General features: G+C 66.2%; 8 protein-coding genes. 7 read left to right on the top strand and 1 reads right to left on the bottom strand.

Annotation, left to right across the window (positions count from 1 at the left end; genetic code table 11):
- Positions 1-110 precede the first annotated feature (110 nt).
- On the bottom strand, positions 111-1790 hold the full coding sequence (locus WQQ_RS17820; protein WP_007186637.1) for an amidase family protein: 1680 nt from the start codon (positions 1788-1790) through the stop codon (positions 111-113).
- A gap of 147 nt (positions 1791-1937) precedes the next feature.
- Here WQQ_RS17820 and WQQ_RS17815 point away from each other — a divergent pair, with 147 nt between their 5' ends.
- The 7 genes from WQQ_RS17815 to WQQ_RS17785 all read left to right on the top strand — a co-directional run bounded on the left by WQQ_RS17815 (position 1938) and on the right by WQQ_RS17785 (position 13075).
- Complete coding sequence (locus WQQ_RS17815; RefSeq protein WP_007186636.1) at positions 1938-3572, top strand: amidase; 1635 nt, start codon at positions 1938-1940, stop codon at positions 3570-3572.
- Positions 3569-5326 carry an asparaginase domain-containing protein gene (locus WQQ_RS17810; protein WP_007186635.1) on the top strand — a complete coding sequence of 586 codons (1758 nt, stop codon included), beginning with the start codon at positions 3569-3571 and terminating at the stop codon, positions 5324-5326. The genes WQQ_RS17815 and WQQ_RS17810 overlap by 4 nt, the downstream gene beginning before the upstream one ends.
- Positions 5327-5607: 281 nt before the next feature.
- Positions 5608-6759, top strand: a complete 1152-nt coding sequence (locus WQQ_RS17805; RefSeq protein WP_007186633.1) for an efflux RND transporter periplasmic adaptor subunit — start codon at positions 5608-5610, stop codon at positions 6757-6759.
- Positions 6756-9887, top strand: a complete 3132-nt coding sequence (locus WQQ_RS17800) for an efflux RND transporter permease subunit (protein WP_007186632.1) — start codon at positions 6756-6758, stop codon at positions 9885-9887. The genes WQQ_RS17805 and WQQ_RS17800 overlap by 4 nt, the downstream gene beginning before the upstream one ends.
- An 86-nt stretch (positions 9888-9973) precedes the next feature.
- Positions 9974-11125 (top strand): cupin domain-containing protein, encoded by a 1152-nt coding sequence (locus WQQ_RS23265; protein ID WP_007186631.1) that lies wholly within the window; start codon positions 9974-9976, stop codon positions 11123-11125.
- A 301-nt stretch (positions 11126-11426) separates the two neighbouring features.
- Positions 11427-12017: an RNA polymerase sigma factor gene (locus tag WQQ_RS17790; protein WP_007186630.1), complete on the top strand. Its 591-nt coding sequence runs from the start codon at positions 11427-11429 to the stop codon at positions 12015-12017.
- Positions 12017-13075, top strand: a complete 1059-nt coding sequence (locus WQQ_RS17785) for a FecR family protein (protein WP_007186629.1) — start codon at positions 12017-12019, stop codon at positions 13073-13075. The genes WQQ_RS17790 and WQQ_RS17785 overlap by 1 nt, the downstream gene beginning before the upstream one ends.
- Positions 13076-13296: the final 221 nt, after the last annotated feature.

Genomic DNA, 13296 nt, shown 5'->3' with positions numbered 1-13296 from the left:
TCTCCCGCCAGGCGGGAGAGAGGAACGGCCGATGCAAGCTGCCAGGTGACGAGGGCAGATCGCGTACTTTGCTTGCTGCCGCTTGTTGCTTGCCGCCTGCCTCGTGACCGCTAGTACCGAATCGTCTCGCCGCTGAGCGGCTTCATGAGCGGCGACGGCTTGCGCAGATGCGTGGCCTGTTCGTACGCGTAGGCCATGCCGATCAGCTTGGGTTCGTCGTAGGGCTTGCCGAAGATCGTGATGTCCATCGGCAGGCCCAGGCCGCCGAAGCCCATCGGCACGACCACCGATGGAAAGCCCACCGAGCTGTAGCCCGACAAGGTTGCCGGTTGCGGCAGTTCCGAGCTCACGTAGGCCTTGTCCTCGATCGCATAAACCGGGTTCTTGATCGGTGGAGCGAAGCTGCTGAAGTACGGAAACACCAGCGCATCGACGCCGTAACGCTCGAATACGGCGAGCTTGTCGGCCGTCGCCTTCGGCATCGTCTCGTTGAGGAAGATCTTGTACTCGGGCGCGTCGGTCGACGTGGTCAGCGAGGTCTTGAGCAGGCGCATCACGCTGTCTTCGACCGGCAGCGGTGACTTCATCACCTCCGTCTCGTAGAGACGCACCATCTCGGCCACGGTCTTCGGCAGCTTGGGATCCTTGAACGTCGCCAGGTAGCGCTCCCAATCGGCCCTGAAGCGATAGTCCGACAAGCGCCGGATGTCGCGATTGCCCCCGCCCAGATAGTGCTTGACGAAGGAGGCATCCAGGCGAATGTCGACCGTCGTCGCGCCGAGCCTGCGCATCTGCGCGATCGCCTGTTCGGCTAGGGCGTCGATCTCCGGATCGCCGCCGAAGAAATCGCGCACGATGCCGAGCTTCTTGCCCTTCAAAGCACCGGCGTCGAGATACTGCGTGAAATCGAGATGGCCGCTCTTGACCGGATAGCGCTTCCCCATCTCGTCCCAGACGCGCAGGCCGAGTTCGTCGGCCGCATCCTTGAATGCGATGGTGCTCAGCATCTGCGCCATGTCGGTGACGCTGCGCGCCATCGGCCCGGCCGAATCGAAGTTGAGATTCTTCGGCGCGATGCCGTCGCGCGAGATCAGCCCCGTGGTCGGACGCAGGCCGACGATGCCGTTGTAGGCCGCCGGTCCCCGCACCGACGTGCTGGTGTCGGTGCCGACCGCGAGCACCGCGAAGTTCGCCGCGATCGCCGCGCCCGAGCCGCTCGACGATCCGCCCGTGTGCCGCTTGAAGTCGTACGGATTGACGGTCTGCCCGCCGACCGAGTTGTAGCTGCCGCCGGCGAACTCGCCCATCGCCGCCTTGCCGAGGATCACCGCGCCGGCTTCGCGCAGGGCTTTGGCGATCGCCGCGTCGTCGGGTGGGATTGCGTTCCTGAGAATCGCCGAGCCGTTGCTGGTCGGAAGATCGAAAGTGTCGACGTTGTCCTTGAGCAGTACCGGAATGCCGTGCAGCGGACCGCGCGGGCCTTTGGCCGCGCGTTCGCGATCGAGCGCCGCAGCCTGCTCGGCTGCGCGTGGATTCAAGCTGAGGATGGCGTTGAGCTTCGGCCCGCCGTCTTCGTAGACCGCGATGCGCGCAAGGTACAGCTGCACGAGACGCTCGGAGCTCAGGGCGCCGGACTGCATCGCCGATTGAATGTCCGCGATCGTCGCCTCTTCGAGCACGAAGCGCTTGTCGGCCGCATCGAGCGTGGATGCGGCGCACAGCAGCGCGGCCGCACAGCAGAGCCGGGTCTTGTCTGGCAGCAATTTCGACAGCGCGCGTGGAGTCTTCATCGTCGGATCGTGTGCAGGTGTGTCTGCAATCAGACGCGGACATCGGGGCCTTACCCCACTGCACCGATGCAGCGGGATGAGTCGAGGTGGGGTGTCGGCGAATGGAGCCCGTCTGATTCTGCGACACCCGCCTGGATACCTCGCCTCATGGTTCTTACGCGAAACCCCGCATTGCTGTGCGCGGCGCGCAGCTTGATCGCTGCGACGGCGCTTTACGCCGCCTCGTCCGCCGCACAAGCGGCCTTCCCGGTCGAGGAAACCAGCATCGCGGCACTGCAGGCTGCGTATCTCGGCGGAAAAGCCAGCGCCGTCGAAGTGGTGCAGGCGCATCTCGCGCGCATCGCCGCGTACGACAAGCAAGGCCCGCTGATCAATGCGCTGATCACGGTGAACCCGAAGGCGCTCGAAGACGCGGCCGCGCTCGATGCGGCGCTCAAGCAGACCGGCAAGCCGGTCGGCCCGCTGCACGGCGTTCCGGTGCTGATCAAGGACAACCTCGATGCGGCCGGCATGCCGATGACCTCGGGCTTCCAGGGCTGGAAGAACTACTACCCGCCGGCCGATTCGCCGGTGGTGGCGAAGATCAAGGCGGCGGGCGGCATCATCATCGCCAAGGCCTCGCTGTCGGAATTCGCACGCGGCGGCGGAGACAACATCAACTCGGTGGTCTCGGGCTACGCGCGCAATCCGTACAACACCGCGTTCGCGACCGGCGGATCGTCGGGTGGAACCGGCGCCGGGCTCGCGGCGAGCTTCGGTGTCGTCGGCATCGGCACCGATACCGGCGGCAGCGTGCGCATGCCGGCCGCGCACAATGCGCTCGCCGGCCTGCGTCCCACCGTGGGCCTGGTTTCGCGCAGCGGCATGGTGCCGCTCAACAGCGTGCGCGACACCGCGGGCCCGATGGCGCGCAGCGTCGAAGACATGGCGATCCTGCTCGACGTGATCGCCGGCATCGATGCCGAAGACGCCGCCACCGCGCGCGCCAAGGGCCACATCGCCAAGAGCTACCGCGCAGTGCTCAAGCCCGATGCGCTCAAGGGCGCGCGGCTCGGTGTGCTCAGGCAGGTGTTCACCGACAAGGTCGCCGATCCGCGCGTGATCGCGCACTTCGACCAGACCATCGCCGAGCTGCGTGCCGCCGGTGCCACCGTGATCGAAGACTTCAAGGTCGAAGGCTTCGAGCAGATTCCGCGTCCGCCGCAGACGCAGGCGCGGCTCAAGGACGATCTGACCAAGTTCATCGCCAAGCATCCGGGCATTCCGTTTCCGTCGGTGGAGGCGATCGCCAAGTCCAAGCTGCTGCATCCGCTGCATCAGGCCGGCTTCGATGTGGCCGTGATCGCCAAGCCGGTGGCCGAAGATGCCGAAACCATCGAAGGCGCGGCCAACGAGCAGCGCTATCGCGAGATCTTCACCAAGGCGATGGATGCGGCCAAGGTCGATGCGCTCGTCTTTCCGACCTGGGCGCAGCTGCCGGCGATCAATGGCGATCGCAATACGCAGCTGATCGCGGAGCCCAAGCCCGCTCCGAACGCAGGTCCGACCGCGCTCGGCAGCAGCCTCACCTTCGTCGGCAGCAGCCTGCAGTGGCCGGCATTGTCGGTGCCGAGCGGCTACCTCGGCGAAGGCCTGCCGGTGGGCCTGCAGATTCTCGGTCGTGCCTGGGACGAAGCCCGCATCATTCGCTATGCGTACGCCTACCAACAGGCCACGCATTACCGCCATGCGCCGGCCAGCGTGCCGCCGCTGAGCCCCGCCGTTGCGAGCCTCGCCAAATGAATCCCGACGAACACAAGATGCCGACGCTGCTCTGCATCGCCGCGATGCTCAGCGTCTTCAGCCTCGATGCCTACGGCGCCGAAACCCAGGCGCCGGCGAAGCCGAAGATCGCGATCTTCTCGGGCCCGACCGCGACGATCCAGAACAACGAGCCCTTCGTCACCAGCATCAAGGCACGCGAGAAATACGGCCTGCCCGGGCTGATCGATGCGCACGGCCACGAAGCGAACGTCGACGTGCTCAGGCCGCAGCGGCTCGCGGCTCCGGTGAAGGTCTACGTCGAGCAATTCTCCGCGCATCCGCTGGAGCGCGACGTCGCCGAACTCTACGGCCCGCCCGATGGCTATCTCGACGCGAGCGGCACGTTCTCCAAAGAGCGTCGCTCGCCCGAGGACAAGGCCGTCTACGAAGTGGAACTCAAGCCCGAGGATGGGCTCTACCCGCTGCCGTACATGGCGCGCCAGGTCGACGGCTCGGCCTGGGATTCGAATGCGACGAAGCCCGGCGCTGTGTTCGCCAAATCGAGGCAGACGTTCTACCCGGACGCCTCGCGCATCTTCGAAGAGATCGAGCGCGAAGGCGCGAACCTGCAGGCGCTCGCGAGCTTCGACTTCTACCGCGCAGCGCCATCCGGCGGCTACACCAAGGGCCTGAAAGCCGCGCAGCGCACCGACGTCGGCAGCGGCGACATCGCGCCCGAAAAGCCCGGCGTGGATTTCTTCCAGTACGGCGCCTACGGCACTTCGCCGACGCGCGCCGCGCTCGCCAAAGCCACCAACGTCGTGCAATCGGCGATGGGCAGCGGCGATTACGCGGGCGGCATCTGGTTCGAAGGCTCGCCGAACATCGAGGATTCGGCGTACTGGATGAACCTGCTCATCGACACGCCGCAGCCGCTGGTGTTCAACGCGGCCCAGCGCACGCGCGGCAAGATCTCGCCGGACGGCGACGCCAACATCATCAACTCGGTCGAATACATCGTCTCCGATGTCTGGAAGGACGCGCAGGGCAAGAACCAGCTCGGTGCGATCGCGATCCAGGACGACGTGCTCTACACCGCGCGCGAGATCACCAAGGGCGATGCGCGTCCGGGCGGCTACGTACCCACCGGCGGCTTCGGCGGCTATCTCGGAGACACCGATCCGCTGACCGTGGCCTACGTGCCGAACCGCCTGCACACCTATCGCAGCGAAGTGCGCAGCACGCTGATTCCGGCCAAGGTCAAGGGCATCCAGCGCAATCCGCGGGGCGGCGTCAAAGTCATCGACGTGGCACTCAAGAACGCCAAGGGCGAGCTGCTGCCGACGGCGATTCCGAACGTCGTCATCGTCAAGGGATCGCGCTGGTCCATCGTCGACGAATCGCGCAAGGCCGACGCGGCCGTCGACGTGCTCGCGCAGATCGACCAGGCGCTCGACGGCGAGCCGCTCAGCGGCATCGCGGCCGAAGGCAACCAGGGCGGCAGCTTCGTTCCGGCCTACGACGCGGCTTTCGCACTCGCGGCGGCAAGCGGCATTCCGGTGGTGAAGGTTTCGCGCGGGCCGACCATCGGCTATCTCGCAAGCAACCCGGACAATCTGTTCATCGAAGGCAGCAACCTCAGCTCGACCAAGGCCCGCATGCTTTTGATGGCCTGCCTGATGCGCTTCGGCGCGCTGCCTGCCGCGGCCGACCCGTACAAGCCGACCGAAGCCGAGCTCAAGGCGATCAAGGCGCGCATCGCCGAGTACCAGCGCGTGTTCGACACGCATTGAATCGATATGGAACTCCAGCACAGCCTGGTTTGCGCTCGCTCGTCCCCTCTCCCGCCTGCGGGAGAGGGTGGTCCGAAGGACCGGGAGAGGGGAAGCTCGGACAGCGAGCTCGGTTTTCAGATGGCCCCTCTCTCCCCGCCTGCGGCGGGACTCTCTCCCGCACGCGGGAGAGAGGAACATCAGCGGAAATCGCGAAGCACGACCACCACTCTGCAGTCCCCTCTCCCACCAGCGTTAGAGAGGAAATGCAGATCGCGCTTTAGGCGCCTCCGGAGCCTCGCATGCGGATGAAATCCGTGTTGCTCGCCTTGCTGCTGATCGGCGCCGTCGGCGCTCTCGCCTGGCCCAAGCTCTCGCCCTTGCTGAAACCGCATACGACAACGGCGGCGGCGACACCGAAGAAGACGGGCACGGTATCGACGGCGCTCAAGGTGTCGGCCGTGCGCATCGATCCGGTGGCGTTCACCGAAACGCTCAGCGCGACCGGCACCTTGATCCCCGAGGAAGGCGTCGAGCTGCAGGCCGAGACCAGCGGCCGGGTCATCGCGATCAACTTTCGCGAAGGCGCGCGCGTCGCCAAGGGCAGCCTGCTCGTCAAGCTCAACGATGCGGAGCTGCGCGCTACGCTCGCGCGCTCGCAGCATCAGCTCGCGCTCGCCGAAACCCGCGAACGCCGGCTCGCGCCGCTGATCAGGCAAGGGCTCGTGCGCCAGGAGGATTACGACATCGTCGCCTCCGAAGTGGACGTGCAGAAGGCCGAGATCGAACTCACGCGCGCGCAGATCGACAAGACCGAGATCCGCGCTCCGTTCGACGGCGTGATCGGCCTGCGCTACGTCAGCGAAGGCGCTTTCGTCGGCGCGAGCACGCGTGTCGCCACCTTGCAGCGCCTCGACAAGCTCAAGATCGATTTCTCGGTGCCCGAGAAGTATGCGGGCCGTATCCGCATCGGCAGCCCGGTGCAGTTCAGTGTCGCCGGATCGGAACGTCGCTTCGACGCGAGCATCTACGCCTACGATCCGCGCATCGACTCGGGCACGCGCTCGATCCTGATCCGCGCGCAGACCGACAACCCGGAGCATCGCTTGCTCCCGGGCGCCTATGCGAACGTGGAGCTGGTGCTCGACACGCTGTCCGGTGCGCTGCTGGTGCCGGCGGTCGCGGTGGTTCCAGGGCTCAACGAAAAGAACGTGTTCGTCTATCGCGACGGCCACGCCGAGCGTCGCAAGGTGGAAACCGGCACGCGCACCGCGACCACGGTGCAGATCCTGTCGGGCCTCGCGGCGGGCGATGTCGTCATCACCTCGGGCCTGCAGAACCTGCGCGCGGGCCAGGCGGTTGCCATCGATGCCGTCGCCCTCAGCGGCGCTCCGGCATCGAACGCCGCCGCAGGCGCCGTCGCCCCCGCGGCCAAGCTGCGCAGCGCGCCATGAACAAGCTCGCGAGCGGTGGTGGCGTGGCCGAGCTGAGCATCCGCCGGCCGGTGCTCACCATCGTGCTGTCGATCCTGATCCTGCTCGCCGGCCTGCTGTCGATCGGCAAGCTCGGCGTGCGCGAGTATCCGGCCGTCGATCCGCCTTCGATCTCGATCACCACCTCGTATCCGGGCGCCGCCGCCGAAGTGGTGCAGGCACAGATCACCGAGCCGATCGAGGAAGCCGTGAACTCGGTTGCCGGCATCGTCTCGCTAACCTCGACGAGCCGCGAAGGCGCGAGCCAGATCAACGCCGAATTCTCGCTCGACACCGATCTCGAAACCGCCGCGAGCGACGTGCGCGACCAGCTCTCGCGTGCGCTGCGCAACCTGCCCGCCGATGCCGACCCGCCGATCCTCAACAAGGCCGATGCGGATTCCTCGCCGATCTTCGGCATCGCGCTGTCGAGCGAGTCGCGCTCGCAGCTCGAACTCGGCGCCTATGCGAACCTGCTCAAGGAACGCCTGCAGACGGTGCCGGGCATCGCGGCGGTCGATCAGCCGGCCGAGAAGAAGTACGCGATGCGCCTGTGGATGGACCCGGAGAAACTCGTCGCCTACGGCATTTCGCCGCTCGACGTGCGCTCCGCATTGCAGCGCGAGAACATCGAGCTGCCGTCGGGACGCATCGAAGGCGAATCGATCGAACTGCCCGTGAAGACCTTGTCGCGCCTCAACACGGCCGCGGAGTTCGACCGCCTCGTGCTCAAGCGCGATGGCGATCGCATCGTGCGCCTGCGCGACGTCGGCTACGCCGAGCTCGGTGCCCAGAACGAGCGCGGCGCCTTGAAGATGGGCAACAAGCCGATCGCCGGGCTCTACTTCAAGCAGCAGCCCGGCGCCAACCAGATCGACATCGTCGACGGCCTGCGCGCACGCCTGGAGCAGATCGAGAAGGATGTGCCGGACGACATCCGCATCGACATCGCCTACGACAACACCGAGTACGTGCGCCGCTCGCTGCTCGAAGTGTCCGAGACCATCTTCATCGCCTTCGTGCTCGTGGTGCTCGTGGTGTTCGCCTTCTTTCGCGAATGGCGCACCACGCTGATCCCGGTGCTCGCGATTCCGGTTTCCATCGTCGGCGCGTTCGCGGTGATGGCGGCGGCCGGATTCTCGATCAACGTGCTGACCCTGCTCGGCATCGTGCTCGCGATCGGCCTGGTCGTCGATGACGCCATCGTCGTGCTCGAGAACATCTACGCCAAGATCGAGAACGGCATGGCGCCGATGCAGGCCGGCATCCAGGGCACGCGCGAAATCTTCATGGCGGTGATCTCGACCACCGTCACGCTGGCCGTAGTGTTCCTGCCGTTGCTGTTCATGGGGGGCCTGTCGGGTCGCTTGTTCCGCGAGTTCGGCGTCACCATTTCGGGCGCGGTGCTGATCTCGGCCGTCGTCGCACTGACGCTGACGCCGATGCTGAGTTCTCGCCTGCTCAAGCCGCATCAGGCTCACGGCTGGCTGTTCACGCGCACCGAGCCTTTCTTCGTGGGGCTCGAAAGCGGCTATGCGCGCAAGCTCGCGGGCTTTCTGCGTCACGGCTGGATCGCACTGGCGATACTCGGAGCCGCGGGCGCGATCATCGTCGCGCTGTTCACGCAGCTTCCGCGCGAGCTCTCGCCGCTGGAGGATCGCGGACGCATCTGGCTGCGCGCGACCGGCGCCGAAGGCGTCAGCTACGAGTACATGCAGGGCTTCATGGACGACCTCACCGAGGCCGCAACCGCCATGGTTCCCGAAGCGCAGGTGCTGATGACGCAGGTTCCGGGCACCGGCGGCGGCAATGGCGTGCAGGGTGTGATCAACAGCGGATTCATTCGCATGTTCCTGAGCGATAAGGCGCATCGCCAGCGCAGCCAAGGACAGATCGCCGAAGAGCTGCGCGTACTGCAAAGCCGCTTCAACGGGGCGCGCGTCAACATCACGCAGGAAGCCACCATTGGCGAGCGCCGCTCGAGCGAAACCGGCGTGCGCTTCGTGGTGCAGGCACCCACGCTCGCCGATCTGCAGGATGCGTTGCCGCGCTTTCTCGACGAGGCGCGCAAGCGTCCGGAATTCACCTTCATCGATTCCGATCTCAAGTTCAGCAAGCCCGACGTTCGCCTTTCCATCGATCGCGACAAGGCGCAGACGCTCGGCGTTTCGGTGCTCGACATCGGACAGACCTTGCAGGCCGCGCTGAGCGGACAGCGCTACGGCTACTTCGTGCTCGACGGCAAGCAGTACGACGTCATCGGCCAGTTCACGCGCGACTTTCGCTCGAGCCCGCGCGATCTCGGGCGCATCGCGGTGCTGCCCGACCGCGCCGCGACGGCCGCCGGCGTTCCGGTGCGACTGGACAATCTCGTCAGCCTGACCGAAAGCAGTTCTCCGCCGGAGCTCTATCGCTACAACCGCTACAACTCGGCGACCGTCTCGGGCACGCTCGCCGGCGATGCGACGATCGCCGACGGCATCGAAGCCTTCGAAGCGGTGGCCAAGGCCACGCTCGATACGCGCTTCACCACCTCGCTGACCGGCCAGGCGCGCGATTTCGTCGAAAGCTCGTCCTCGCTGGGCTGGGTGTTCGTGCTCGCGCTGCTGCTGATCTACCTGGTGCTCGCCGCGCAGTTCGAAAGCTTCGTCGATCCGTTCGTGATCCTGCTGACGGTTCCGCTGGCGTTGGCCGGAGCGCTCGCGGCGCTGTGGTACTTCGATCAGACGCTCAACATCTTTTCGCAGATCGGCCTGATCATGCTGATCGGCCTGGTCACCAAGAACGGCATCCTGATCGTCGAGTTCGCCAATCAGCGCCTGCAGGACGGAGCCGCGAGCCCGCTGGCCGCCGTGCAGGACGCGGCCGCCGCGCGCCTGCGCCCGATCCTGATGACCACGCTCGCGACCATCCTCGGCATCCTGCCGATCGCGCTCGCACTCGGCGCCGGCGCCGAAAGCCGCACCTCGATGGGCATCGCGGTGATCGGTGGACTGATCGGCGGTGGCGTGCTGACGCTGTTCGTGATTCCGGCGATGTACGTGCTGCTCGGCGCCCGCAAGCGCAAGCCGCTGCAAGCCGCCATCGAAGCCGGCGCGATGCCCGTGTGATTCCCGCCTGACGCCGGCGCGCCGAGCCCCGCTTTCGGGATCGGATCGTGCATCGTGCGAGGCATGCGCCACCGCCAAGTGCACCGATGCTCGATTTCGGCCTGACGACTGAAGCCTTCCTGCGGCAGCATTTCGAGCGCGCGCCCCTGCTGCGCAGGGCCGCGCTGCAATCGCCCGCTTTTTCATGGCGCGATCTCGACGAGCTGCTGCACCACATCGAACCGACCGAGGCGGGGTTTCAGCTTTTCCGCAACGGCCTGGTTGCGCAAGCGCAATACACCCTCGAATCGGCCACGATGGGCCTGCACCGTCGCCGCCTGCACAAGCGGCGCTTCTGGGCGCAGCTGCATTCGGGAGCGAGCGTGGTGCTCAATCGGCTCGAACATCAGTCGAGCACGATGCAGCGGTTGTGCTCCGATGTCGCGCGCTTCTGCAGCTTGCCCACCAGCGGCAACGCCTACCTGAGCATCGGAGGTGCCGGCACGTTCGGCCGTCATTGGGATACTCACGATGTATTCGCCGTGCAGCTGATCGGCTCCAAGCGCTGGCGTGTATTCGAGCCGACATACGCGCTGCCGCTCGCCGACCAGACCAGCCAGCGTTCGCCTCTCCCCTGTCCGGCCCAGCCCCTTCTCGACGTGACGCTGCAGGCGGGTGATCTGCTGTATCTGCCGCGCGGCTGGTGGCACGAGGTGTTGCCGGGCGACGAGCCGAGCTTTCATCTCTCGATCGGCAGCTATGCCCCAACCGTTCAGGACTACATCGTCTGGGCGAGCCAGCAGCTGTTGCCCGGACTCATGGACGCGCGCCGCAGCCTGCTGCCCGCTGCGGGAGGCGGGAACGTCGCCGCGAGCCTGCAGGCCCTGCTTTCGCAGGCGACCAAACCCGAGTGGCTGGCGCGTTTCCACGCCGAGCGCGGCGAACGCGAAACCCGCTCCGCCGGTTTCGATACCGAACTGTTCCTGTCACGCGATGCGGCGTCACGGCTGCATCCTTCGACCCGGATCGCGCTGGTCGCGGGCCTGTGCGCCACCGGCGATCAGCTGGAGCTGGTCGGCAATGGCTCAAAACTGCGCATAGACGGAATCGCCCGCGCCATCGTGATGCTTTTGTCTAGTCGAAGCCCGAGCAGCCTGCAGGAGCTCGCCGAGCAGCTTCCGCAAGTGCCGTCCGGCGCGCTGCGTTCGGTGCTGCTCGAGCTTGCGACGCACGAACTGGTTTTGATCGATCGACACTGATTTCCGCTTTCCGGTCTTTTGCCTACGCAAGAAAACGCAACTGTTACGGTAGGGGCTCGGGCTTGCGTCCCGTCTGAATCACGAGGTGGATTGCGATCACCGATACGCACGCTGGATCGGGGCGTTCTGAGCAAAAAAAATCCAGCTCAAACTGCAATCCACATTACTCATCGGCATGGGATTTGCTCGATGCCCTCTGCGATCGGCAGCTGTTCAACGATCCACGATGAAGTCGACGGACCAAGCCGGTTCGAGTCTTCGGTTCTCGAACCAGAAGCGCGATTCTTAGGGATTCTTGGGGATGAGCGGCGGACCAGAAGATGTAATTGCCAGCGGGGAGATCGCGTTCGACCTCACGCAGTCGCTGTCACGCGACGCGTTGTCGGTCCAGAGCACGATCCGCCGCTATCACGATTCGCTGGTCCATTTCCTGCGCCAGCGTCTGCGCAGGCCCGAAGACGCGCTCGACGTCGCACAGGAGGCTTACATCCGCCTGCTGCAGTACGAAGGCTCGCGCGAGATCCAGTCGCCGTCGTCGATGCTGTTTCGCATCGCCATCAACGTGGCCAACGATCTGGAGCGCGCGGAGCAGGTTCGCCGCGCCTCGGATCAGGTCAGCGTCGATGACGTCGAGCTGGTCGCCGATACGCCCTCGCCCGAGCGGCAGGTTGCCGGCCAGCAGGAGCTGGCCCAGCTCAAAGACGCGATCCGCCTGTTGCCTCCCAAGTGCAAGCAGGTGTTTCTCCTGAGCCGCGCGCGCGGCATGACCTACCCGGAGATCGCCCGTCATTGCGGCATCTCGGTCAAGATGGTCGAGAAGCACATCAGCCATGCACTGGCCGTTTGTCTGAAGAAGGTAGGGGGTTGCCAGGGAGGCGCGTCTCAGGGTTGATGAACACCACAACAACGACCGAGGCAACGCTGGAGGAAGCCGCGCGCTGGTCCGCGCGGCTGTGCGCGCCCGACTGTTCCGACCGCGACCGCGCCGATTTCGAGCGCTGGATGCTGGCGGACGAGTCGCACGCGGACGCCTTCGCAGCCACCCAACTGCTTTCCGATGGTGTCGGCCTGCTCGCCGACGCCGATGCCGAACTCGCGGCGATGGCCGACGAAGCCTACGCCATGGGCGCCGAGGGCGATCCGGCCGTCGCCGTGGCCGCGCCGCCACGAACCGCGCAGCAGCTCCGACGCGCTCCGCAGCGGCGCCGCTGGACCCTGCCCGCGGGGCTGGCGGCGGGTGTCGTCGCGGCCGTCATCGGTTTGAGCGCAATGCAGCCGCATCACGGGGCGCCTTCCGGCGAGCGTTACGCCGCGGTCGATGCCGCCAGGCGCATCGAGCTTGCCGACGGCTCCATCGTGCAGCTCGATGTCGGCAGTGAAATGCGCGTGGAGCTGACGCCGCGCGAACGCCGCATCGATCTCGAAAGGGGCCGCGCCCTGTTCGAAGTCGCGCACGACAGCACGCGGCCGTTCGCGGTTTCGGCCGCCCGCTCCCGCACCACCGCGCTCGGCACGCGTTTTCAGGTGCAGAACGATGCCGACACCGTCACCGTCACCTTGACCGAAGGCTCGGTCGCGGTCGAAGGCCTCGGCTCGCGCGATCGGCACCGCGAGCGCCTGGAGCCCGGCGATCAGCTGCGCATCGCGCCGGAGCGCGACGGCCGCTGGGTCCGGCGCCGCGTCGATTCCGAAGTGGTGACGAGCTGGTCCCACGGCCGCCTGGTGTTTCGTGGCACACCGCTGTCCGAAGCGCTGACCGAAATCAATCGCTACTCCAGGGTGCAGGTCCATCTCGGCGATCCCGATCTGGGCCGGCTGCTCGTCAGCGGCAACTTCATTCCGGGAGACAACCGCTCGATCGCATCGGCGATCGCGTCGGTACTGCCGTTGAGGCCGATCGAAAGCGGCGACGAAATTCTGCTGTTCGGACTCTACGGAAGCGGCGACTGAACCACGGTCTTCAAGCCGAGTTTCGATGCCCGGTTCAGCGACGCCAGCGTGGAGCAAAGCGGCTCTGCGCAGGGGCATCGCGAGCGACGAGAGCGAGCGGTATCCGAAGATCCGGCCGAGCAACGGGCGGAAGTTGGTACTGAGTCGGCCGCGCCCTGCGCGCCGACCGTGGGATGCCATTGAAACCGAAGTCGAGTCCAACGACGGGCCGGCCATTCCGA

It is taken from the genome of Hydrocarboniphaga effusa AP103, from assembly GCF_000271305.1.
GTDB lineage: Bacteria > Pseudomonadota > Gammaproteobacteria > Nevskiales > Nevskiaceae > Hydrocarboniphaga > Hydrocarboniphaga effusa.
Note: the sequence above shows the minus strand (reverse complement) of the source record. Positions and strands in the feature narration are given on the sequence as shown.